The organism is Mesorhizobium onobrychidis (genome assembly GCF_024707545.1).
In the GTDB taxonomy this organism is placed as follows: Bacteria; Pseudomonadota; Alphaproteobacteria; order Rhizobiales; family Rhizobiaceae; genus Mesorhizobium; species Mesorhizobium onobrychidis.
Genome location: NZ_CP062229.1, coordinates 215,390 through 239,289 on the forward strand (window position 1 = coordinate 215,390; position 23,900 = coordinate 239,289).

A 23,900-nucleotide genomic window follows, 5' to 3' on the forward strand; every position below is an offset into this window, starting at 1 on the left:
CGAAGCTCAATAATCTGCCTGGCGTCGAAATCGGGGATCATCGCGTAAGTCCGTGGTCGCCCCCACGAAGCATGGCTGCGGGAAATCCTGCCCGAATAATTCGCGAATTTGTGGCGTCCCAGGATTACATTTATTTGATACTAATCTTAGCAGGCGAACATCAAGACGATATTTGGCGCTTTGCTTAGCCCCTTGCGGTTTCTGGTTCCGCGAGGTTGGCTGCGGCCCACCGGGGACGGGCGACAGGCACCCTCACCAGCTTGAAGTAGCTGTAGTACAGGAGGAAAGAGCCCATGATATAGGGGTTGAAGGTATCGATCTCGACGAAGGACCGGATGAACAGAAGCACCATCACGCCGGCAAGAATCACGGACTCGGCTTGCCATGTCCTGAATATCAACGCCGATATATGGCCCCACAGCGTGCGTACAATGATCAGCGACATCAGCGTCGCCCCGACATAGCCAAGCTCGACGAGGGCTTCGATATAGGTGTTGTGGAAGTGGAAGCCGCTTCGGGTCGTGATGTAGAATTCGTTCCAAAGCCGCTCGGCCTCGGCGAAACCCTGCACCCAATAGGCCGCGTAGCCGACGCCGAGGATCGGTGCTTGCTGCGCCGCATCCCAGCCCTGCTCCCAGAGATAGGTGCGTCCGGTGAGCGTGGAATCCTTTCCGAAGGCGCCAAGGATGAAATCCAGAAGTCCCGCAAAGGCAACCACGGTGACCACGACCAGCCCGAATGCGCCGACTAGGAAAATCACCCGTCGGTAGCGGAGCGAAAGCTTCTTGGCCATGGTAAGCAGAGCCACCAGAGCGAGAGCTGCCGGTATCGAAGCCGTCGAGGTGGCGGAATGCGCCATGACCAGCAGATAGGCCGACAGGACGAGGACCGGCGCCATCAGGAAAAGGCTTGTCCGGCCGCGTCTGAGGAAGACCAGGAAGACAATGCAAAAATAGATGCCGAGCGATGCGACAAAGCCGATCTGGTTTTTGGAGCTGAATGCGCCGACGAAATTGTACGTCCCGTCGAGCATATCATAGGAATAACCCCCGACCTTCAGCGAATAGAGCAGAACGACAAAAATCCCAATCAGTGAGCCAATCGTCAACGTTCGGACGCTGACGGTGCGCGCTGCAATGTAGGCGCAGGCGATATGGGAGCAATACTGGATTGCCGTCCTCAACGTGATGCCGGGGGCATCCGACCAGAACACCGAGAGGCAGACGTAGAATGCAAACGCCAGCGGGAGCCACGCGCTGGAGGCATGTCGCAACAGCCGCCGGTAGTCTACCACGATCAGGGGAAGCCAGACCGCATAGTAGGCCAGGATCAGTATCTGGCCGAAAACGGAGGAGTAGGAGAACGCCCAAACGGAGATGGCAACAGCAAATGTGCCGTAGACCGTGCTCTTCTCCGGGTCGACCAACAGAGATTTTGGAATCTTCATCTCGGTAGCGAATTCCCGTCCATGCAGTTCAATGCCGATTCGCCGCCGCGCCACCATGCGCGAATGCTTCCATTGTGCAGCGCAATATAACCCATCCCCCGCAACCTGTCACCCAAATGAGGCAAAAACAGCCATAAGGTGCCCCCGGGACGGCGGTAAAAGGCCACGACAGGCCGTGCGGCAAGAACCCGAGCATCTCGGCGCACGGCTGGGCATCGCTGTCGGCGCCGTCAAAAGCCATCGCCGCCGCATTTATGAGAGGCTCGGCATCACCACCGCGCGGAACTGTTTTTGCAGTTCTTTCAGCACCGGACCGAAAAATAGCAGCCGGCATTCGTTGCATCCGTTGCAATGAATGAGGCCCTCCGCGTACGCTATCTCGGGGACAACCAGACGATGGCCACACGAACAATTGGCAGGCGCTGGTCGTCCCCAATCTGCTGGGTTGGAGCAAACGGATGGACAAACCTCGAATCTTCCTGGGCTCGTCGGGGAAGCAGAAAAAACTGCTGCAGGCGCTGACACGCGGTCTTGAAGACATCGCGCATGTGGAGCCTTGGACGACGTCCTTCAATCCGGGAACAACCACCCTGGGGCGCCTCCTCGAGCTTACGCGTGAAGTCGACTTCGCCGCTTTCGTGTTCGCTCAGGACGATTGGACCAGTGTGAGCCAGCCGGCATCGTCTGCGGCGGCATCCGCTCAAGCTTCTCCCCGAGACAATGTGGTTTTCGAGGCCGGCCTTTTCGGCGGAGTCCTTGGAATGCGCCGGACGTTCATCCTCCATGCCAATGGCTCCAAGCTTCCAAGCGATCTCCTCGGCCTCACCTCCGTAAGGTATGGCGAGGCAACGACCGGCGCGGAGATGAGGGCGATCAACCAAAAGCTTCGGAATGCGATCGAGAACGAAAGTCGCGTCGCCCGCATAGAGGGCTTCTGGTGGCAGTTTTCCCTGACGGAGCGCTCCGCGAGGGAGCCGTCCGCCGTGAGCCTCTTGCGTATCTCGCGAGGCCGCGATGGTGCGCTGGAGTTGGCCGGCCGCTCATGGCAAGAGAATGGCAGTCTGTCGGCCAGATACTGGAGCGAGGCGGTAAAGGAGAGAAAGGAGCCTGCCGGCATCTTCTACTTTTGGAATGGAGAACGGCCCTTGGATGCGAACGCGTCGCAGTTGTACGGGACGGGAGAGATCCGGCTGGAGTCCGCCGATCGCGCATCCGGGTATTTCACGACGCGCGCGGATACGAACCCCGAGGTGAATGCGCGCACGTCCGGGGTTTACCTGCGCGCCGATCCGGAAGACTTAAGCATCCTGGACGGACGCGACAATCAGCGGCGCGTGGAGTTGATCGCAGAGCGGCTGAGCCATTGGAAGTCGATCAAGAACGTCTGAACTGCGCGCATGGGAGTCGCTCGGACGGCCCTGCCGCCTCGCCGCGACCGCAGCCCCAGTATCATATGGAGAGGTAACAGCCAGGAGGGGCTTCTCAACCGCCTGCTGCTGGCCCACCACGAAGTTGTTCGGAGGCTCCAGACTCCGGCTTGAACTTCTCTGTCGTTGACTTCACATTCGCCGCCGATTGGGAGGACGAGCACATGACGATGAGTTTTGCGGGACGGTTTGCCGGGCGGTCGGCCGTGATCACCGGTGGCGCGTCGGGAATCGGCCTGGCCGTCGCGCAAAGAATCGCTGAGGAGGGCGGGCGCGTTTGCGTCTGGGATCGTGACCCCGTCCAAATCGAGCAGGCGAAGGCTGTCATTGCCGACCTGCACAGCGTGACAGTCGACGTCGCCGATCCCTTAGCGGTCGAACAGGCCGCCCAGCAGACATTCGATACCCTTGGCGCCGTCGATATACTGGTCACCAGTGCGGCCATCACCGGACCGAACACGACGACCTGGGACTATTCGGTGGAGGATTGGCGCCGGGTCATCGACATCAACATCAATGGCGTCTTCTACTGCAACAAGGCACTGGTTCCGCACATGCTCAAGCGCAATTACGGCAGGATCGTTAACATCGCTTCGATCGCCGGCAAGGAGGGAAACCCGAATGCATCTGCCTACAGCACCTCCAAGGCGGCGGTGATCGGCCTGACCAAGTCGCTGGGCAAGGAATTGGCCAAGACCAAGGTGACGGTGAACTGTGTCACGCCGGCGGCCGTGCGCACCGCGATCTTCCAGCAGATGAGCCAGCAGCACATCGATTTCATGCTGTCGAAGATACCGATGGCGCGGTTCGGCGAGGTCGAGGAGGTGGCGGCGCTGATCTCGTGGATCGCTTCCGAGGAATGCTCTTTCACGACGGCTGCCGTTTTCGACGTTTCCGGCGGCCGGGCGACCTATTGAAGCAACTGGGGCGCGATCCAGACTGGAGTTAACGTCGCTTGCTTAGGGTCGAACCCCCACTATCCGACGAAGATCTGCTCGACCGCTTCCAGTGCGCGGCCTTCGGCTATTTTCTGGAAACCATGAATCCCGAGAACGGGCTGGTCGCCGACACCTCGCGGCCAAATTGGCCGGCAAGCATCGCGGTCGTCGGCTTCGCCCTGTCCTGCTATCCGGTCGGGGTCGAGCGCGGCTGGATGACGCGAGACACAGCCGCGAAGCTGACGCTTGCCGCACTGCGCTTCTTCTGGAACAGCCGGCAAGGCAATGGCGACAACGTCACCGGGCACAAAGGCTTCTATTACCATTTCCTCGACATGCAGACCGGCCTGCGCGCCTGGCGATGCGAATTGTCGATGGTGGACACTGCGCTTTTGATGGCCGGCGTGCTCGTGGCTGGCGCCTATTTCACGGGCGACAATGACGAAGAAACCGAAATCCGCGAGCTCGCGGAAGTGCTCTACCGGCGCGTCGACTGGCGATGGGCGCAAGGCAGCAATTCGACCTTGCGGCAGGGCTGGAGGCCGAAGAGCGGCTTTCTGCGTTATGGCTGGGAAGGCTACAACGAAGCGACGATGCTCTACGTTCTGGCGATGGCCGCCCCGGACAAGCCAGCCTCGGACGACAGCTATGCCGGCTGGACGGCGACATATCAGTGGGAAAACATCTACGGCTACGACGTGCTCTATGGCGGCCCGCTGTTCATGCATCAGTTCTCGCATGCCTGGATTGACTTCGACGGCATCCGGGATGCGTTCATGCGGGAGAAGAACTCGGACTATTTCGAAAACAGCCGCCGCGCGACCTACCTTCACCGGGACTATGCGCGGCACAACCCCTCTGGCTACGACGGCTACGGCGAAGGACTTTGGGGCCTTTCGGCGGGTGACGGACCCGGCAACTTCCGCGCGCAGATCGAGCGGCGACCGCGCAAATTTTCCGGCTACGCGGCGCGCGGCGCGCCGTTCGGCCCCGACGACGGAACGATAGCGCCGTGGTCGTATCTCGCATCGCTGCCCTTCGCGCCGGAAATCTGCCTGCCGGCGCTGCGCCATCTCAGAGAACGCCACCCTGAGGTGATCGACAGTTTCAGGATGCCGAGCGGCTTCAACCCGACGCTGGCGAACCGGCGGAAGTTCGGGCCGAGCGGCTGGATATCGGATGCGCATTACGGACTGGACCAGGGCATTGTCGTGCTGATGATCGAAAACCACCGCTCGCGCCTGATCTGGGACCTGATGCGGTCGAGCCCGCATATCCGTCGCGGCCTGTGCAAGGCTGGATTCAGCGGCGGCTGGCTGTCGCAGCCGGCGAGCCTCCTCCCAAGGACAAGTGCTGAATGACGGCTACTGCCCAGCTGTCGCTGTCGTGTCGGGCACGAAGATGTTCGCCCTTCCCAGCAACTCGCGCTTGCTAGGAGGGGCGTCATCGGCCGGCTCGCATGTTCATCTGGCTTGGCAAGTCACCGATTTGATTAGCCGGCGAACGTATAAGCGGTCTTCACCGTGGTGTAGAATTCCGCCGCGTAGCGGCCTTGCTCGCGCGGGCCGTAGCTCGATCCCTTGCGTCCGCCGAAAGGCACATGGAAGTCGACGCCCGCCGTCGGCAGATTGACCATCACCATGCCGGCCTCCGAGTTGCGCTTGAAATGCGTGGCGTGCTTGAGGCTCGACGTACAGATGCCCGACGTCAGCCCGAAAGGCGTGTCGTTGGCCACCGCCAGCGCCTCGTCATAGTCCTTGACGCGGATGACGTTGGCGACCGGGCCGAAGATCTCCTCGCGTGAGATGCGCATGGCGTTGGTGGCTTGCGTAAACAGCGCCGGCTGCAGGTAGAAGCCGAGGGTTTCGCGATCGAGCCGCTCGCCGCCGAAAGCGAGATCGGCGCCCTCCTGGCGGCCGATGGCGATATAGTCTTCGTCCTGCTTCAGCTGGCTCTGGTCGACGACGGGTCCGATCTGGGTTTTGGTATCGAGCGCGTCGCCGACGACCAGCTTGCCCAGGCGATCCTTCATCGCGTCGACGAAACGGTCATGGATGCCGTCCGTCACCACCAGGCGGGACGATGCCGTGCAGCGCTGGCCGGTCGAGAAATATGCGCCGTTGACCGCGCAGTCGACGGCGACGGCAAGATCCGCATCGTCGAGCACGACAAGCGGGTTCTTGCCGCCCATTTCGAGCTGGAACTTGCGCATGTGCTCGACGCTGGCGGCAGCGACGCGCTTGCCGGTGCCGACCGAGCCGGTGAAGGTGATGGCGTTGAGATCAGGGCTGTCGAGCATGGCCTGGCCGACCACAGAACCCTTGCCCATCACGAGATTGAGCACACCCTTAGGCAGACCGGCGCGGTGCAATATATCGACAATGGTCCAGGCGCTCTCCGGAACCAGCTCGGCCGGTTTGAAGACAATGGTGTTGCCATAGGCCAGGGCAGGAGCGATTTTCCACGCCGGGATGGCGATCGGGAAATTCCACGGCGTTATGATGCCGACGACGCCGACCGCCTCCCGCGTGATCTCGACACCGACGCCGGGCCGCACACTCGGAACCAGCTCGCCAGACAGGCGCAGCGTCTCACCAGCGAAGAAATCGAAGATCTGGGCGGCCCGCACGGTCTCGCCGATGCCCTCGACCAGCGTCTTGCCTTCCTCGCGCGCCAACGCCCGGCCGATTTCATCTTTCCGCGCTGTGATCTCGTCCGACGCCTTCCTCAGCACCGCATGGCGTGCCAGCAGGCCCGATCGGGACCATGACGGAAATGCCGCTTTCGCCGCCGCGATGGCCTGCCGGGCCTGCTCGGCGCCCCCCGACGCATATTCGCCGACCACGTCGTCGAGATTGGACGGGTTGATGTTGCGGGAGCCGGCATCGCCCACCCACTCGCCATCGATGAGGTTCTTTCGAAACGGGATCATGTCGCTGTCTTCCTTGTCGTCCTTCGATTGCCGTCTATCTGGACCACCGGCCGCCACACCGCAAGGCCGCGGGCGGCAAAGTTCTCCTCTTCGACAGGCATGTGATAAGCAGGTTTCGGAAAAGTGTCCCACGGTTTTCCGATAGAAACCTGCGACAAAACAAAAAACCTATGCAGGCGGAGCCCCGCAAGCCTGCTTAGGTGTCGAGGTGGTAAACCATGATTCTAGTATGGTGCGACGCGGATCGCACCAGGAGGAAACTGCCATGTCCGACAACGCGTTGCCTCTGGTGATCAGCGCGCCCGAGCCACGCACGCTCAACCTGATTTTCACGCCCGAGGCACTGGCGAGATTCCGCGCCAGATACCGTATCGTCGAGACGTCGCCCGAAGGCGTCGCGGCTCTGCCGGCCGACGTGCTCGCCGAGGCGCGCTACATTGTCGGCCAGCCGCCGATCGCGCCGGAGACGCTCGACAAGATGCAAACGCTGCGCTGCGTCTTCAACGTAGAGAGCAACCTCATCAACAACATGCCGTATGAGACGCTGTTTACGCGCGGCATCCATGTCGTCACCACCGGCCTGGTCTTCGCCGAGCCGGTGGCCGAACTCGGCCTTGCCATGGCGCTCAACCTCGCCCGCGACATCGTCGACGCCGATCTCGCGTTTCGTCAAGGCAAGGAGTTGTGGGGCGGCGACGGCAACCGGACGGCGCGGCTTCTGTCCGGCGCGGATGTCGGTATCATCGGCTTCGGCGATCTCGGCCGCGCGCTCAACCGGCTGCTGTCAGGCTTTCGCACGCGGACCAAGGTCTTCGATCCGTGGCTGCCGCCGTCAATCCTGATCGAGAACGGCGTCGAGCCGGCCTCGCTCGACACGGTTCTGTCGACCAGCGATTTCGTCTTCGTCGTCGCTTCGGTGACCAGCGAAAACCAGGGTTTTCTCGGCGCTGAGGCCTTTGCCAGAATGCGTAGGGGAGCCGCGTTCATCCTGCTCAGCCGTGCCGGTGTGGTCGATTTTCCGGCGCTGATGAACGCCGTTCGCAGCGGCAACATCGTCGCCGCCAGCGACGTGTTTCCGGAAGAGCCGCTGGCGCAGGATCATCCCGTACGCACGCTCCCCGGCTTCCTGCGCTCCGCCCATCGGGCCGGCGCGCTCGACATCGCCTTCAAGCGCATGGGCGACATGGTGCTGGAGGACATGGACCTGATCGACCGCGGCCTACCGCCGATGCGTTCGAAGCGGGCCGAACGCGAAACCGTTTCGCGCATGCGTTCGAAGCCGGTCGACAAGAATTAAGCCGTTAAACCGAGCGGCTGCGAAGGTTTCTCAGATAGTAAACGACCAGAACAGGCAGACGAGCGTCGCAGCGGCGAAGACGACAAAGAACAGGCTTCTCAGCAGGATATTGCGGCGCAGCTCGTTCATGAAGAGATGGCATCCGACGACGGCGGCGACAAACAGGAAGCGCCAATTCAGCAGTGCCGGCAAGATATTGCTTCGATCGAAAGCCCATCTGGCGGCGAGGCCGCCAATGATGGCCGTGAACAACACGATGACTGTCCAGAAGATCGCATCTGCGGCATGTGTCAGGACGACGCCGGCGACCCTTATCGGCAGGATCATCATCAGCAGCGCGCTGAAGAAGTACACGGCCGCGAGCGGGATAAACGTCCCGGCATCGGCGACGTCGTCCAGGCGTTTTGCGCCGATCGCACCATAGGGATAGCCATGCCTGGCCACCGCCAGGCTGAGCGCCATCAGCAAAGCCGTCAATACGGCGACCAATGCGAATGAAGTGAGGGCCTTGCTCATGCTGTTCCTTGTCCCACCGTTCAACGTGCTTGGCGAATCGAACAAGGACGTTGGTAGCCCACGGTTGTAAATGGCTGGTAAGCGGCAAAGCAGCGCGGTGACAGCTTTGGGGGACGGGCTTTACGGCATAACCGTTCCAGCCACAGGAAATTCAACAGCGGCAGTCGGGCATTCACTCTGCCGCTTGAAGATCTCGTGCATCGACGATGGTCCTGATCTCGGCGCGGCAGGAGCCGCAATTGGTGCCGGCATGCAAGGTGGCGCCGATCGCTTCGACGCTTACGCAGCCGCCGCGTACCGCTTCGGCGATCTGATTGGCGCCAACCCCGAAACAGGAGCATATGATGGGGCCACGGTCGACGCTATTGCCGCCCGGCCGCCCGGCTACGATCGCCAGCCGCCCGCGCCGATCGGCATGGTCAGCGCTCAACTGCTCCACCGCCCAGCTGCGCGACACCGCGACCGGTTTGGGCGCAAGATAGAGCGCGCCAGCCACCCGGCTGCCGGCGAAGCGGGCGAAGCGATAGTGCCCGCCGGCAACGTCATGATAGGCGAGCGTCTCGCCTGGCGTGTCCGCCCCGAAAAGCGAAGCCGCGAAATCCGGCCAGTCCCGGTCGGCTTCCAGCGCAAGCTCGAGGCGCCAGCCGGCGGCGCAGCGGGCGAGGCTCCAATAGTCGGCGTCGATCGAGGCCGGCCGTTCGGCAAGCACCGCGAAGCCGAAAGCGACGGCAGCGAGGCGTTCCACGCGGGCGGCAACATTCTTCGAGGCCGGCTGTCCTGAAATCGCATCGGTGATGGGCGCCACCAGTGCATCGACGCGAGCGCGCGCGGAGAACTGGTCCGTCCAGTGCATCGGCACGAAGACCGAGCCCGGGCGCTGCCGCGCTGTCACCAGCGCGCGAAGCAGGACCTCGCCATGCGCGGTCGAGACGCGGACGATGTCGGCGTCGCCGATGCCAAAGTGCTGCGCATCCGCCGGGTGGATTTCGGCGAACGGCTCGGCCAGGTGCTGCGACAGCCGCGGGCTCTTGCCGGTCCGCGTCATGGTGTGCCAGTGGTCGCGAACCCGCCCGGTATTGAGCACCAGCGGGAATTTTTCGTTCGTGCGGGTTTGCGGAACTGGACGGATCGGGATGAAGCGCGCTTTGCCATCGGGTGTGTAGAAGTTGCCGTTGGCGAAAAAGCGGGTGCTGGGTGAGGCACGTCTTGCCTGAACGCCCTCACTTTCAGCCTGAGCACCCCCCTCTGGCCTGCCGGCCATCTCCCCCGCAAGGGGGGAGATTAGCAGCTTGGGCGCCGGCTCTCCCCTTGCAGTATTGGAGATTGGCGAAGGCCGTGGTGATAGCCGATCTCCCCCCTTGCGGGGGAGATGGCCGGCAGGCCAGAGGGGGGTGCCTGGGCTCGGCGCTGGCCACTGGAAAGGCACCAGCGCATCGTATCCCTCTGCATCAATCCCGCCATACGCGCCTATATCGAAATCGCGCGCGCCGTCATTCTCGAATGCCGACAGCGCGGCGTGCTCGGCGAAGATATCGGCCGGCGACGCATGCGAAAACGCTTCGCCAAAACCCATCCGGTTGGCCACTTCGGCGATGATCCACCAGTCGGCTCTTGCCTCACCGGGCGTGGCCAAAAAGGCGCGCTGGCGCAAGATGCGGCGCTCCGAATTGGTGACGGTGCCGTCCTTTTCGCCCCATGCGGCGGCGGGCAGGCGGACATGGGCGTGGCGGACCGTGTCGGTCTTGGCCAGCACGTCCGACACCACGACAAACGGGCAGGCCTTGATCGCCGCCTCGACGGCATCGGCATCCGGCATCGAATCGACCGGGTTGGTCGCCATGATCCACAGCGCCTTGATGCGCCCGTCGGCCACCGCCTGGAACATTTCGACCGCCTTCAGGCCGGGTTTTTCGGCCACCGTCGGCGCGTTCCAGAAGCGCTGTACTCGGTCGCGGTGCTCGGGGTTTTCGATCTCCATATGGGCGGCCAGCATGTTGGCCAGGCCGCCGACCTCGCGGCCGCCCATGGCGTTGGGCTGGCCGGTCACCGAAAACGGCCCGGCGCCGGGCTTGCCGATGCGGCCAGTGGCGAGATGACAGTTGATGATGGCGTTGACCTTGTCGGTGCCCGAGGATGACTGGTTCACCCCCTGGCTGTAGACGGTCACCGTCTTCGCCGTCGCGGCAAACAGGCTGTAGAAGCGGGCAAGCTCGTCCTCGCCGAGGCCCGTGGCAGCGGCGATGCCGGCAAGGTCGAGCGACGAGGCGGCGAACAGCGCTTGCCCGAAGCCGGTCGTGTGCGCCGTGATATAGGTGCGGTCCAGCGCGTTATGCTGGCCGAGATAGGCGAGCAGCCCTGTGAACAGCGCAACGTCACCATCCGGCTCTATGGCCAGATGCATGTCGGCGATGTCTGATGTCATCGTGCGGCGCGGGTCGATCAGCACCACCTTCATGTCGGGCCGTTTTTCCCGGGCAGCGGCAATGCGCTGGTAAAGCACCGGATGGCACCAGGCGAGATTGGAGCCGACCAGCACGATGAGATCGCCAAGCTCCAGATCCTCGTAGCTGCCCGGCACGGTGTCGGAGCCGAAGGCGCGGCGATGGCCGGCAACCGACGAGGCCATGCACAGGCGCGAATTGGTGTCGATATTGGCCGAGCCGACAAACCCCTTCATCAGCTTGTTGGCAACGTAATAGTCCTCGGTCAACAACTGGCCGGAGACGTAGAAGGCGACCGCGTCGGGCCCGTGCTCGGCGATGGTCCGCGAAAAGGTCGAGGCGACGAGGTCGAGCGCTTCGTCCCAGTCGGTGCGGCGGCCGTGGATCTCCGGGTAGAGCAGCCGTCCGTCGAGGTCGATGGTCTCGGCCAGCGCCGAGCCCTTGGAACAGAGCCGGCCAAAATTCGCCGGATGGTCTGGGTCGCCGCGCACGGCTATTTCACCGTTCGCGGCGACCTTCGCCAGCACGCCGCAGCCCACCCCGCAATAGGGGCAGGTGGTCCTCACCTCGCGCGCTTCTTCGATCTTCATGCTCAGGCCGCGCGACTAGCCAGCGCTTCCAGCGCAATGAACAGACGCTCGCCCTCGATCCGCACCGGAATGGTGCGCACCGCACCTTCGTCGGCGCCGAGCGCCTTGCCGGTCTCCAGCGAAATCACCCAATTGTGCAGGGGACAGGTCACGGCCGCGCCATGGACGATGCCTTGCGAGAGCGGCCCGCCCTTGTGCGGGCAATGGTCTTCGATGGCGAAGACCTGATCGTCTGCCGTGCGGAAGACGGCGATCTTGCCTTGAGGCGTGGCGACGCAGCGCGCGCCGCGGCACGGAATGTCTGAGATCGAGCCGATTGATACCCAGTTCATCATGATCACTCCGCCGCCTGCGCGAAGCCGACCGAAGCCATCGGCCGGAACTCGTGCTTGTCTTTGCCGGAAACGCGTTCCGACCAAGGGTCGACTTGGGCGAATTTCTGCGAAAAGACGAAGCGGTCGAAATAGGCCCTGCGCTTCTCGCCATCGTCCATGATCTGGCGCTTGATCTCGGCGATTCCGATGCGCTTGGCCCATTTGTAGATGCGCTCGAGATACCGGCCCTGTTCGCGATACATCTGCGTCAGCGCCACGATATGTTCCAGCGCCTCGTCCTCGGTTTTGACCAGGCCGAGCACCTCGGTGCCCTTGATGTCGAGGCCGGCGGCCCCGGCGAAATGGATCTCGTAGCCTGAATCGACGCAGATCACGCCGACATCCTTGCAGGTCGCCTCGGCGCAGTTCCTCGGGCAGCCCGACACCGCCATCTTGACCTTGGCCGGCGTCCAAGAGCCCCACATGAATTTCTCGATACGGACACCGAATCCCGTCGAATCCTGCGTGCCGAAGCGGCACCAGTCCGAACCGACGCAGGTCTTTACCGTGCGCAGTCCCTTGGCATAGGCGTGGCCGGAGACGAAGCCGGCCTGGCCGAGATCGGCCCACACCGCCGGCAGGTCCTCCTTGCGGATGCCGAGCATGTCGATGCGCTGTCCGCCGGTGACCTTGACCATTGGAATTTCGAACTTGTCGACGACGTCAGCAATGGCGCGCAGTTCGGCGGCATTGGTGACGCCGCCCCACATGCGCGGCACCACCGAATAGGTACCGTCCTTCTGAATGTTGGCGTGGACGCGCTCGTTGATGAAGCGCGACTGGTAGTCGTCGGCATACTCGTCCGGCCAGTCGCAGACGAGATAGTAGTTGAGCGCCGGCCGGCATTTGGCGCAGCCGCAGGAGGTGGTCCATTCCAGTTCCTGCATGACGGCGGGAATGGTTTTCAGGCCCTTGGCCTTGATCAGCCGGCGAACCTCGTCATGGCCGAGCGTGGTGCAGCCGCACATCGGTTGCACTGCCGCCGGATTGTATTTGTCGCCGATGGTCAGCACCATCAGCTTTTCGACCAGCCCGGTGCAGGAGCCGCAGGAAGCGGACGCCTTGGTGTGCGCACGCACGTCGTCGAGCGAGGTCAGGCCCTTGGCCGTGATTGCGCCTGATATCTTTCCTTTGCAAACGCCGTTGCAGCCGCAGATTTCCGCATCATCCGGCAAGGCTGCAACGGCCGCCATAGGGTCCAGGGAGGCGCCTCCCTGGTATGACTGGCCGAAGATAAGCGTGTCGCGCATTTGCGATATGTCGGTCTGCTTCTTCTTGAGGTCGTTGAACCAGGCGCCGTCCGCCGTCTCGCCGTAGAGCACGGTGCCGATGATGCGGTCATCCCTAAGCACCAGCCGCTTGTAGACGCCGGCGGCGGCATCGCGCAGCACGATCTCCTGGCGGTCCTCGCCCTCGGCGAAGTCGCCGAGCGAGAACAGTTCGATACCGGTGACCTTGAGCTTGGTCGGCGTATCCATATGGACGAAAGCCGCCGCCTCGTTGCCGGCAAGCTGGCTGGCTGCGACGCGCGCCATCTCGTAGAGCGGCGCGACCAGCCCGTAGACCTGTCCGTTGACCTCCGCGCATTCGCCGAGCGCATAAATGTCAGGATCGTTGCTGCGCATGCCGGCGTCGACGACGATGCCGCGGTTGACGGCAATGCCGGCTTCCTTCGCCAGCGCCGCATTCGGCCTGATGCCCACCGCCATGACGACGAGCGTCGCCGGGATGATGGTTCCGTCGGCGAGTTCCACCTGCTCGACCTTGCCCTTGCCTGTGATCGCCTGGGTGTTGGCCTTGGTGATGACCTTGATGCCGCGCTGCTCGACGGCGCGCTGCAAGAGATAGCCGGCGGCCGGATCGAGCTGGCGCTCCATCAGCGTCGGCATGACATGCAGCACGGTGACGTCCATGCCTTGCGAGTTCAAGCCCGCTGCCGCCTCCAGCCCGAGCAGACCGCCGCCGATGACCACGGCCTTGGCCCGCGACTGGGCGGCAAGCAGCATGGCCTGAACGTCATCTAGATCGCGATAGGTGAGCACGCCCGGCAGATCGTGGCCGGGCACCGGAATGATGAACGGCACCGAGCCGGTGGCGATGACGAGCTTGTCGTAGGGCTCGGTGACGCCGTGGTCGGAAGTGACGGTCTTTGCCGTCCGGTCGATGGCGACGATCTTGTGGCCCTTGTAGAGCGTGATGCCGTTGGCGATGTACCAGCCGTCGCCATGGATGATGATTTCCTCAAAGGCCTTCTCGCCGGACAGAACCGGCGACAGCATGATGCGGTCGTAATTGACCCGCGGCTCGGCGTTGAAGATGGTGACCTGGTAGCGACCGGGCGCCTGTTCGAATAGGTGCTCCAGCATCCGCCCGGGCGCCATGCCGTTGCCGATGATGACGAGTTTTTCGGTCATTGAGCTACTCCGCGGCTTCGACGAAGCGGTGGCGTTCGTAGAGGAACTTCAGCACCGCCTCGCGGCAGCGCAGGAAGGTCCGGTCGGAGGACAGCTCGACGCGGTGGCGCGGCCGGGCCAGCGGCACGGGAAGCACCTCGCCGATGGTCGCCGCCGGACCGTTGGTCATCATGACGATGCGATCGGACAACAGCACCGCCTCGTCGACGTCGTGGGTGATCATGATCGTCGTCGAGCCAAGCCTCGAATGGATATCCATCACCGCGTCCTGCAGATGCGCGCGCGTCAGCGCGTCGAGCGCACCGAACGGTTCGTCGAGCAGCAGGATCTTCGGTTCCATGGCCAACGCGCGGGCGATGCCGACGCGCTGCTTCATGCCGCCCGATATCTCAGCGGGCCGCTTGTCCCTGGCATGTGCCATCTGCACGAGGTCGAGATTGCGCATGATCCAGTCGTGCCGTTCGGCCCGGCTCCTGGTGCGGCCGAAGACCTTAGACACCGCCAGGTTGATGTTTTCGTAGACGGTGAGCCATGGCAGCAGGCTGTGGTTCTGGAACACCACGGCGCGTTCAGGACCAGGGCTGTCGACCTCCTTGTCTTCGAGCAGGACCGCGCCGGCGGTCACTTTCGTCAGTCCGGCGATCAGGTTGAGCAAGGTCGACTTGCCGCAGCCGGAATGGCCGATGATCGAGACGAATTCGCCCTTGTCGATCGTCAGCCGGATGCCCTTCAGCACCTCGCTGACCTGGCCGCCGCGGGCGAAGGACTTGTCGATATGGTCGAGTTTCAGATAGGCCGTCATTGCCCTCTCCTCACTTTGCCGTTGTGCCGCGGGTGACGAAGGCGCCGACCGCCGCGACCAGGCGATCGAGGCAAAAGCCGGTGACGCCGATATAGGCGAGCGCAACGATGATGTCGGGCAGCCGCGACGAGTTCCAGGCGTCCCAGATGAAGAAGCCGATGCCGACGCCGCCTGTCAGCATTTCGGCGGCAACGATGGCGAGCCAGGACAGGCCGATGCCGATGCGCAGGCCGGTGAAGATGTAAGGTGCCGCGGCCGGCACCATGATCTTCACGAAGAATTCGAGCTGGTTGAGCCTGAGGATGCGGGAGACGTTGCGATAGTCCTCTGGAATGTTGCGGACGCCTACGGCGGTGTTGATGATCACCGGCCAGATCGAGGTGATGAAGATGACGAAGATCGCCGACGGGCTGGAATCGCGGAAAGCGGCCAGCGACAGCGGCAGCCAGGCGAGCGGCGGCACGGTGCGCAGGATCTGGAACACAGGGTCGAGGCCGCGCATCGCCCAGATCGACTGGCCGACCAGAGCGCCGAGCGCGACGCCGACGATTGCAGCCAAGCCGAAGCCGATGGCGACGCGCTGCAGCGAGATCAGCACCCGCCAGGCCAGTCCGATATCCTGCGGACCATAGTCGAAGAACGGATGGGCGATCAGATCGTAGGCCTCGTTCCATACCTGGCTAGGTGGCGGCAAGCTGGCGTTGGGCGACGAGCAGGCGATCTGCCAGATGACGAGCATGACGACGATGACGATTGCCGGCGGTACCAGCGTGCTCGCCAGCTTGCCGGCGATCGCGGCGGGATCGAAGCGGCGCCTCACCTTGGCGGTGAAAGCTATGACCTCTGCGGGCTTGGCAGGCGTGGGGAACGCCTTGACCTTGGTGTCCTCGATGGCTTGGATAGACATTTCGCAAAAAGCTCCTTGAGCATTGGCGTGAAAGGCGGCGCCACTGGCGCCGCTTGCCGGCGACGTCAGGCCGATGCCTTGATCTTCAGGCTGTCGAGATAGGCGGACGGATTGGCCGGATCGAAGATCTTGCCGTCGAAGAAGGTCTCGACGCCGCGCGATGAAGACGCAGGGATGTCGGCCGCAGCGACGCCGAGATCCTTCGCCGCCTCGCGCCACAGATCTTCGCGGTTGACTTGATCGACCAGCGCCTTGATGTCGGTGGTCGCCGCGAATTTGCCCCAGCGGATGTTTTCGGCGAGGAACCAGCTGTCGTGGCTCTTGAACGGATAGGACACACCGCCCTTCCAGAACTTCATGTAGAGGTCGGTGCCGGTGGCGACGCGGTCGTTGCCGTAATTGATGTCGCCCTTGAGGCGGCCGATGATGTCGGCGGTCGGCACGTTCATCCATTGCCGCTTGCCGATGATGGCCGCCATCTCGTCCTTGTTTTCCATGGCTTCGCACCATTGCTGGGCTTCCATGACGGCCATCAGGATCGCCTTGGTGGCGTTCGGGTTCTTGTCGATGAAGGCGGCGCGCAGGCCGAGCGCCTTTTCCGGATGGCCTTTCCACAACTCGCCCGTGGTGGCGGCGGTGAAGCCGACGCCCTGATGGACAAGTTGCTCGTTCCATGGCTCGCCGACGCAGAACACGTCCATGTTGCCGACCTTCATGTTGGCGACCATCTGCGGCGGCGGCACAACGATGGTCGAGACATCCTTGTCGGGATCGATGCCGCCGGCAGCCAGCCAGTAGCGCAACCAGAGATCATGGGTGCCGCCCGGGAAGGTCATGGCGGCTTTCACCTCCTTGCCTTCGGCCTTCTTGGCCGCAAAGGCGTCCTTCAGCTTGGAGGCATCGAGGCCGACGCCGGTGCCGGCATATTCCTGCGCGACGGAAATTGCCTGGCAGTCGTAGTTGAGCCGCGCCACAATCGCCATCGGCATCGGCTGGTTGTTCTGCGTCACCTTGCCGGTGTGCATCAGGTAGGGCATCGGCGTCAGGATATGGGCGCCGTCGATGCCGTTGGCTTCGCCGCCGAGCATCAGATTGTCGCGTGTCGCGCCCCAGGAGGCCTGCTTGAGCACTTCGACATCGGGCATGCCGAATTTTTCGAACAGGCCCTTCTCCTTGGCGATCATCAGCGGCGCTGCATCGGTCAGCGCGATGAAGCCGAGCTTGGCGCCTGTGACTTCCGGCGCTGCCGTTGCCGCATAGGCGCCGGACGGCAACAGCGCGCGCGCCGCCGCCAGTGTTGCCGCGGTGGCCGCGCTCATCATCAGGAAATCGCGGCGCGTTACGCCCGTGAGGGCGGATTGGGTTTTGATGCGTTTCGTCATCGTCATCTCCGTTGGGCGCGGCTTGGGATCTGCGCCGTCGATTGCGTGTTCGACCAAAACAAAAAAGCCGCCGGCCAGGCCGCCGCGTCCGTTGATCCGGATCGCGTGTTGACCTGAGCGGCAGCTTTGCCTGTGGCGCCCGCCATTGGACGCCGTATTCAATGGCCTGAAGGCCTATGGATTACTATGCAGGAACCGTGCCAGTTTGAAGAAACGGTAGATTCAGCAATGAAAACAATCGAGTGAGCGGGCGTAAAGGCTGGAGCGCCAGATTGTCGATGCTCATGCGACAGTCACGTTCATTGTGCAGCGGCACAAAAATTGTGCAGTGCACGATAATGCGCAAGGAATGCTCAACCCGTCGGCGTTGCCCAGTCGCGGATGGCGAGATAGTCGTCGATCCTGTCCGGATCGAAGATGCGGCCGTCGAAGAAACCATCCGGACCAAGGACGAGGCTGGCGCCCGCCGAGCCGACCGGCGTGGCAGCGGTCAGGGCCCCCTCGACCTTGGCATTGGCTCCCGGCAGAGCGACGCCGAGCGGCTTCAGCGCTGCGCGATAGAGGTCGGGCCGGTAGGTGTCGCGCGCGAGCGCCATGTGGGCAGCGCTGTGCTTGACCTGCCCCCAACGGACCATCTGCGTGTAGAACCACAGCGCATGGCTCTTCCACGGAAAATTCGCCGCCTTGCCGAAAGGAAGAAAGAAGTCCTCGACGCTCAATTCCGCGACCCCGCCCAGCGCAAGATGTCCGGTCAGGATCGGCATCAGCAGCGCCGGCGAAACGCCGAGGAAGGAAGGCTGCGCCATCAGGGCGGCCAGTTCACCGCGGTTTGCCGGATCCTGGCACCAGCGCGCAGCATGATGCAGCGCACGCAACAGGGCCGAAAGGGCCTCCGGGTGTTTTTCGGCCCAGGCCTTGCGCACGCCGACGACTTTCTCGGGGCTGGTCTTCCAGATAGCGGCCTTGACCGTGGCGATATGGCCGGTGCCGGCGACGACCGAGGCGCTGTTCCAGGGTTCGCCGACGCAGTAGCCGTCGATCCTGCCGGCGGCGAGTGCGTCGGCCATGAAGGGCGGCGGCACGATGACGATTTCTATTTCGCGCGACGGATCGATGCCGCAGGCCGCGAGCCAGTAGCGCAGTTCGTAATTATGCCCCGAGTGCGGATGCACGACCGCAAAGCGCATCGGCTCGCGACCGGCATTTGCCCGTTCACGGATCAGCGCTCCCAGGGCCTTGCCGGCTCGCGCCGGATCGAGGTCGGGCAAGGCGCCGTGCGTGGCCATGCCCGTCCAGAGCGTGTTCGAAACCGTTACGCAGTTGCCGCCCAGTCCCAGCGAGAACGGCACGATCGTGTCGGAGGCGAGTGGGGTGAGCCCCAGATTGCAGGCGATCGGCATCGGTCCCAGCATATGCGCCAGGTCGAAATGTCCGATCGCAATGCGATCGCGGATGTTGGCCCAGGACGTTTCGCGACTGAGCGTCAGGTCGACGCCTTCGCGCGCGGCAAAGCCGATCTCCCTCGCTGCGACAAGAACGGCACTGTCGAAGAGCGGTATGAAACCGGCATTGATCTGGTGTTCGGCCGCCATGCTCAACTCTCTCCGGGATCCAGAAGGCCTGCCGCCGTCACCAGGCTCTGCGCGATTTCGCTGATCTTGCGGTTCTGGTTCATGGCGGTCTTGCGCAAAAGCGTATAGGCGGCGTCCTCCGACAGGCCGCGCGACCTCATCAGGATGCCCTTGGCACGGTCGATGACCTTGCGGTCCTCCAATTCACTGCGGGCTTCTTCCAGTTCGCGCGCCATCCGCGAGAATGCGTTGAAGCGGCTGATCGCCATGTCGAGAATCGGCTTGACGCGCTCCTGGCGCAGCCCGTCGACGACATAGGCGGAGACCCCTGCTTCCACCGCAGCTTCGATCGAAGCCTGATCCGACCGATCGACGAACATGGCGATCGGCCGCTTCACGACGCGCGAAAGCTGAAACATGTTTTCAAGCATGTCGCGGTTGGGGTTTTCGAGGTCGATGACGATTACGTCCGGTTCGATCTCGGCGATCCGCCGCGCTATTCCGGCAACATCGTGAACGACCGTGACCTGCTCATGCCCGGCCTCCCGCAATCCCGCCTCAATGATGGAGGCGCGGATGTGGTTTTCGTCGATCACCAGGACGGTGAGGGATTTCCGGATCATGCCGCATTTTGCGCACGCCGCGCGATTGTGCAATGCGGCATGGTGAGAATTGACGCAGTTATCGCTTCGGGGACTGCCATATGTTCGCAGAGCTGACCCGTTAAGCTACCATTCATAGGGTCTACTTTGCTTTTGTATCCCCTGCGCTATTTTTCAGTTTGCGAACCTTGTCTCGCTGGCTAGAAGATTGGAGGTTTCCATGGATCGGCGATCATTTTTGACACGAATGTTTGGCATTGCTGGGGGCAGCAGCCCTTGCGAACGCAGTTCGGCCAAGCAGTGCGGTCGCCGGCGTACCGGGCGCCAGAAGCGGCATTCTCGATGAACTCGACGCGCCGGATACGGAAGCCTTCGAGGATGAAGATACTCAAGCGGAGCCGGTCCGCCATCGGCGCTGGCACCGCAGGCCGCGGCGCAGGCGGCGCGCTTGGAGAAGGATCTGCCGTCGTTACTGGCGAAAAGGCTATCGGCGCGTCCGGTGCCGTCGCAGGCGTGTTTGGGTCTGGGATTGGTATTATTAGCAGCTAGTGTGCTGAAAACCTTGGTGGTTGCCGGGGTTTTCAGTTTCAGACTAGCCGAAATACAGCGAAATTATTTCAGGGGACCCGCCCGATTTTGTTGGGCCTGCCAGTGATAGGCAGGTCTAAAGAGACTGATTTTCCCGAGAGAAAACTGGTGGAGCCAATCGGAATCGAACCGACGACCTCTTGAATGCCATTCAAGCGCTCTCCCAACTGAGCTATGGCCCCACTCCCGGCAGTCAACCGGCGCCGTCGCCGGCGAAGAGATCCGGCGCGGGTTGAGACCGCGCCGTTAGTGCAGCGGCTTCTAACCCCGCCTTCCGTCAATATCAAGCCTTCAAGAGCCGCTTTTTCTCAAGACGCCGCGAAAGTCGGCATGCGCTTGCGCCACAGGCCGGATCAGACTTCGTCGTCGTCGTCGCCGACGCCGATCATGTCGGCGACATCGTCGTCTTCTTCCTCTTCGTCGGCGAGGAAAGTATCGTCGTCGTCATCGCCGAGGTCCACATCGTCCTCGTCTTCGCCGAGATCGGGAAGATCGTCTGGTTTCGCATCCTCGTCCGCCTCTTCGAGCGAGACGACCTCGACGCCCTCTTCCTCCTCGGCGTCCACTTCCTTCTCGGCAACTTCCTCTTCCTCCTCAAGGGCGGCGATCTTGCCTTCCTCGAAATAGGAACGTGGATAGCTCTTGCCGGTATAGGGCGAGACGACCGGATCCTTGTTCAGGTCGTAGAATTTTTGACCCGTTTCGGGGTCGATGCGTTTGGTGCCAAGTTCGGGTTTTGCCACAGCAAGCCTCGTCGATGAAAGTTTGGTCCCCATAACCACAGTTTGCGGCGCTGTCAAAGCCTAAAGCCAGCCTCATAAATCGCCGTGTTGAGCGACCTCTCGCAAGGGGATGACCATTTCCGTCCGCCGTGATACGAGACCGCCCAAACCAGAAGAAAAAGGCCGGCCACCGGCGTTTTCAGCCAGGGAAAAGCCATGTCGCATACTGCCGCCCCGAAACCGGCCACCGCCCGCAAATCGCCAGCGCTTTCCGGCGCGGCACGGGTACCCGGCGACAAGTCGATCTCGCACCGCTCGTTCATGTTCGGCGGCCTCGCCTCTGGCGAGACCCGCATCACCGGCCTGCTGGAAGGCGAGGATGTGATGCGCACGGGCGCCGCGATGAAGGCAATGGGCGCGCATATAGAGAAGCGCGGCGCTGAGTGGGTGATCCGCGGCACCGGCAACGGCGCGCTGCTGCAGCCGGAAGCCCCGCTCGATTTCGGCAATGCCGGTACCGGCTCGCGCCTGACCATGGGCCTGGTCGGCACCTACGACATGGAGACGACCTTCATCGGCGACGCCTCGCTGTCCGGCCGGCCGATGGGCCGCGTGCTCGAACCGCTGCGCCAGATGGGCGTGCAGGTGCTGAAGGCGACGCCCGGCGACCGCATGCCGATCACGCTGCACGGGCCCAAGCACGCAGCACCCATCGCCTACCGCGTGCCGATGGCCTCGGCGCAGGTGAAGTCGGCGGTGCTGCTCGCCGGGCTGAACACGCCCGGCGTCACCACCGTCATCGAGCCGGTGATGACGCGCGACCACACCGAAAAGATGCTGAAGGGATTCGGCGCCAATCTGTCGGTCGAGACCGACGAGCGCGGCGTGCGTCACATCTTCATCGAGGGCCAGGGCAAACTCACCGGCCAGACGATCGCTGTGCCGGGCGACCCATCCTCGGCCGGCTTCCCGCTGGTGGCGGCGCTGATCGTGCCGGGCTCGGACATTACAATCGAAAACGTGCTGATGAACCCGACCCGCACCGGGCTTTTGTTGACGCTGCAGGAAATGGGCGCCCGGATCGACATAGTCGACCCGCGCAATGAAGGCGGCGAGGATGTCGCCGATCTGCGCGTGCGCCATTCCGAGTTGAAGGGCGTCACCGTGCCGCCCGAGCGGGCGCCGACGATGATCGACGAGTATCCGGTGCTTGCCGTCGCCGCCAGCTTCGCCGAGGGCGAGACGCTGATGCAGGGACTGGAAGAGTTGCGGGTGAAGGAATCCGACCGGCTGTCGGCAGTCGCGAACGGGCTGAAGGTCAACGGCGTCGACTGCACCGAAGGCGAGGCCTCGCTGGCGGTGCGTGGGAAACCGGGCGGCAAGGGGCTCGGTCAACACCCCAATGGACAGAGCACCATCGTCCAGACTCATCTCGACCACCGCATTGCCATGAGCTTTCTGGTCATGGGACTGGCAACGGAAAAGCCTGTCACCATCGACGACCAGGTGATGATCGCGACGAGTTTTCCTGAATTCATGGGCCTGATGAAGGGGCTGGGCGCGAAGATCGAGTAGCGGTACTGCGAGCAGGATTTCCACGTTCAGCGCCAAACTAGCCGCGCCAGCGGTCTCGTGAGCGACTTTCGATTTCTTTGTAAGCAACCGCGCAGGGGGGTGAGTGGATGGCAAGTCCTGATTTTCAGAGGCCGGGGGCCAGGGGCTCTCATTGGCAAAGGCAAGCAGACGGTACTTTTCTGTTCCGCTTGGACAGGTCCGCCAAAACCCGGATCGTCAATGCCAATGAACTTACCAGCCTCATCGAGATCCAGAATCGCGAATGGGCGTTTGTTTTGTTCACTCTCATTCCCATGCTCGTGTTCATCGTGCTTTGGCTTTCCGACCGGATGGATAGTATCTGGGTTCTCCTTGCTGCAGCGATATGGATTGCCTTGAACCATCACATGCATCGCAAGTTGAGAGCACAGACTGGAGCTATTCTTTCTACTACCCAACTGTCTTCCGATGAGTTCGTTTTTCCAAAAGCCTCGATCGATGGGATAGCTATTGAGATCGCAAAGAAGGTTTCTGCTCGCTCCGGTAATTTTTGTCTTGTGATGTCGATATTGTTTACCGGAGCTGGCGCGGTAGCCTTGGTAGACGGCATATTTCATCTGGGTCTTGGCGGGCAGGAGATAAGTCCGCTGGCCAGCGGCTATGCATTCGCCTTCTTTGGCCTCCTATCCTACCTATTTTATCGTGTCCGAAAGCTACGCCCTTGACCTTCACCATCGCCATCGACGGACCCGCCGGCGCCGGCAAAGGCACGCTGGCGCGGCGGCTGGCTGACCATTACCGCCTGAACCTGCTCGACACCGGCCTCACCTATCGCGCGGTCGCCCATGCGCTGCTTCGGCTCGGCCTGCCGCTCGACAATGTCTCGGCGGCGGAAACCGCGGCGCGGCAGGTCGATCTGGCCAAGCTCGACCGGTCGGTGCTGTCGGCGCATGCGGTCGGCGAGGCGGCTTCGAAAGTGGCTGTTATCCCGTCGGTGCGGCGCATACTGGTCGAAAAGCAGCGTGAATTCGCCAAGGCACCGCCCGGCGCGGTTCTCGACGGCCGCGATATCGGCACCGTCGTCTGTCCCGACGCCGACATAAAACTCTATGTGACGGCGAGCGCCGAGGTGCGGGCACAACGCAGGCTGGCCGAGATCGAGAGCATCGGCGGCACCGCCGATTTCGACGAAATCCTGGCCGATATCCTGCGCCGCGATGAGCGCGACATGGGCAGAGCCTCCTCGCCCTTGAAGCCGGCCGCCGATGCGCACTTGCTCGACACGTCGGAAATGGCTATAGAAGCCGCGTTTCTTGCGGCCAAGGCGATCATCGACGACGTTCTGGCCAAGAGAAACAAAGCCTGAGCCGGGTTTTCCTCCCGTTGCCGATTGCCG

At 62.7% G+C, this 23,900-nt stretch carries 19 protein-coding genes, 1 tRNA gene and 1 pseudogene; 8 read left to right on the forward strand and 13 right to left on the reverse strand.

Annotated elements, in window-relative coordinates:
- Positions 1 to 14 precede the first annotated feature (14 nt).
- A pseudogene (locus IHQ72_RS37000) lies at positions 15 to 104 on the forward strand (acyltransferase); the annotation flags it as partial.
- A gap of 80 nt (positions 105 to 184) precedes the next feature.
- On the opposite strand, the gene IHQ72_RS00995 reads toward IHQ72_RS37000, so the two are convergent.
- Entirely contained in the window at positions 185 to 1,447 is a 1,263-nt protein-coding gene (locus IHQ72_RS00995; protein ID WP_258120745.1) for an O-antigen ligase family protein, read from the reverse strand.
- 458 nt (positions 1,448 to 1,905) lie between these two features.
- On the opposite strand from IHQ72_RS00995, the gene IHQ72_RS01000 reads away from it, so the two are divergent.
- The 3 genes from IHQ72_RS01000 (at position 1,906) to IHQ72_RS01010 (ending at position 5,173) form a co-directional block, all read left to right on the forward strand.
- On the forward strand, positions 1,906 to 2,835 hold the full coding sequence (locus tag IHQ72_RS01000) for a TIR domain-containing protein (RefSeq protein WP_258120746.1): 930 nt from the start codon (positions 1,906 to 1,908) through the stop codon (positions 2,833 to 2,835).
- A 203-nt stretch (positions 2,836 to 3,038) separates the two neighbouring features.
- On the forward strand, positions 3,039 to 3,791 hold the full coding sequence (locus tag IHQ72_RS01005) for an SDR family NAD(P)-dependent oxidoreductase (protein WP_258120747.1): 753 nt from the start codon (positions 3,039 to 3,041) through the stop codon (positions 3,789 to 3,791).
- Between the two features lie 38 nt (positions 3,792 to 3,829).
- Positions 3,830 to 5,173: a glucoamylase family protein gene (locus IHQ72_RS01010; RefSeq protein WP_258120748.1), complete on the forward strand. Its 1,344-nt coding sequence runs from the start codon at positions 3,830 to 3,832 to the stop codon at positions 5,171 to 5,173.
- A 131-nt stretch (positions 5,174 to 5,304) separates the two neighbouring features.
- Here the strand turns inward: IHQ72_RS01010 and IHQ72_RS01015 are convergent, their stop codons facing one another.
- Positions 5,305 to 6,741 (reverse strand): aldehyde dehydrogenase family protein, encoded by a 1,437-nt coding sequence (locus IHQ72_RS01015; protein ID WP_258123692.1) that lies wholly within the window; start codon positions 6,739 to 6,741, stop codon positions 5,305 to 5,307.
- A gap of 268 nt (positions 6,742 to 7,009) precedes the next feature.
- On the opposite strand from IHQ72_RS01015, the gene IHQ72_RS01020 reads away from it, so the two are divergent.
- Positions 7,010 to 8,041, forward strand: a complete 1,032-nt coding sequence (locus IHQ72_RS01020; protein WP_258120749.1) for a hydroxyacid dehydrogenase — start codon at positions 7,010 to 7,012, stop codon at positions 8,039 to 8,041.
- Positions 8,042 to 8,071: 30 nt separating this feature from the next.
- Here IHQ72_RS01020 and IHQ72_RS01025 read toward each other — a convergent pair whose 3' ends face one another.
- The 11 genes from IHQ72_RS01025 to IHQ72_RS01075 form a co-directional block, all read right to left on the reverse strand.
- A complete protein-coding gene (locus IHQ72_RS01025) occupies positions 8,072 to 8,557 on the reverse strand; it encodes a hypothetical protein (protein ID WP_258120750.1) in 486 nt (161 codons plus the stop codon).
- Positions 8,558 to 8,729: 172 nt separating this feature from the next.
- Positions 8,730 to 11,588 (reverse strand): nitrate reductase, encoded by a 2,859-nt coding sequence (locus IHQ72_RS01030; RefSeq protein ID WP_258120751.1) that lies wholly within the window; start codon positions 11,586 to 11,588, stop codon positions 8,730 to 8,732.
- A gap of 2 nt (positions 11,589 to 11,590) precedes the next feature.
- A complete protein-coding gene (nirD, locus tag IHQ72_RS01035; RefSeq protein WP_258120752.1) occupies positions 11,591 to 11,920 on the reverse strand; it encodes a nitrite reductase small subunit NirD in 330 nt (109 codons plus the stop codon).
- A 5-nt stretch (positions 11,921 to 11,925) separates the two neighbouring features.
- On the reverse strand, positions 11,926 to 14,376 hold the full coding sequence (gene nirB / locus IHQ72_RS01040; protein ID WP_258120753.1) for a nitrite reductase large subunit NirB: 2,451 nt from the start codon (positions 14,374 to 14,376) through the stop codon (positions 11,926 to 11,928).
- A gap of 4 nt (positions 14,377 to 14,380) precedes the next feature.
- Positions 14,381 to 15,178, reverse strand: coding sequence for an ABC transporter ATP-binding protein (locus IHQ72_RS01045; protein WP_258120754.1), 798 nt, complete (start codon positions 15,176 to 15,178; stop codon positions 14,381 to 14,383).
- A gap of 10 nt (positions 15,179 to 15,188) precedes the next feature.
- Positions 15,189 to 16,085 carry a nitrate ABC transporter permease gene (gene ntrB, locus IHQ72_RS01050; protein WP_202364869.1) on the reverse strand — a complete coding sequence of 299 codons (897 nt, stop codon included), beginning with the start codon at positions 16,083 to 16,085 and terminating at the stop codon, positions 15,189 to 15,191.
- Positions 16,086 to 16,150: 65 nt separating this feature from the next.
- Positions 16,151 to 17,467: a CmpA/NrtA family ABC transporter substrate-binding protein gene (locus tag IHQ72_RS01055; RefSeq protein ID WP_123147362.1), complete on the reverse strand. Its 1,317-nt coding sequence runs from the start codon at positions 17,465 to 17,467 to the stop codon at positions 16,151 to 16,153.
- Between the two features lie 353 nt (positions 17,468 to 17,820).
- The gene (locus IHQ72_RS01060; protein ID WP_258120755.1) at positions 17,821 to 19,059 is read right to left on the reverse strand and encodes a CmpA/NrtA family ABC transporter substrate-binding protein; all 1,239 of its coding nucleotides are present in this window, start codon (positions 19,057 to 19,059) and stop codon (positions 17,821 to 17,823) included.
- Positions 19,060 to 19,061: 2 nt separating this feature from the next.
- On the reverse strand, positions 19,062 to 19,661 hold the full coding sequence (locus tag IHQ72_RS01065) for an ANTAR domain-containing response regulator (protein ID WP_023796771.1): 600 nt from the start codon (positions 19,659 to 19,661) through the stop codon (positions 19,062 to 19,064).
- A gap of 673 nt (positions 19,662 to 20,334) precedes the next feature.
- Positions 20,335 to 20,410 (reverse strand) — tRNA-Ala (locus tag IHQ72_RS01070).
- A gap of 171 nt (positions 20,411 to 20,581) precedes the next feature.
- On the reverse strand, positions 20,582 to 20,971 hold the full coding sequence (locus IHQ72_RS01075) for a TIGR02300 family protein (RefSeq protein ID WP_258120756.1): 390 nt from the start codon (positions 20,969 to 20,971) through the stop codon (positions 20,582 to 20,584).
- Between the two features lie 195 nt (positions 20,972 to 21,166).
- Here IHQ72_RS01075 and aroA point away from each other — a divergent pair, with 195 nt between their 5' ends.
- From aroA to cmk, 3 genes are all read left to right on the forward strand, one after another.
- Positions 21,167 to 22,525, forward strand: coding sequence for a 3-phosphoshikimate 1-carboxyvinyltransferase (aroA, locus tag IHQ72_RS01080; RefSeq protein ID WP_258120757.1), 1,359 nt, complete (start codon positions 21,167 to 21,169; stop codon positions 22,523 to 22,525).
- A gap of 107 nt (positions 22,526 to 22,632) precedes the next feature.
- Positions 22,633 to 23,229, forward strand: a complete 597-nt coding sequence (locus IHQ72_RS01085; protein ID WP_258120758.1) for a hypothetical protein — start codon at positions 22,633 to 22,635, stop codon at positions 23,227 to 23,229.
- Positions 23,226 to 23,870 (forward strand): (d)CMP kinase, encoded by a 645-nt coding sequence (cmk, locus tag IHQ72_RS01090; protein ID WP_123146360.1) that lies wholly within the window; start codon positions 23,226 to 23,228, stop codon positions 23,868 to 23,870. Before IHQ72_RS01085 ends, cmk begins: the two co-directional genes overlap by 4 nt.
- Positions 23,871 to 23,900: the final 30 nt, after the last annotated feature.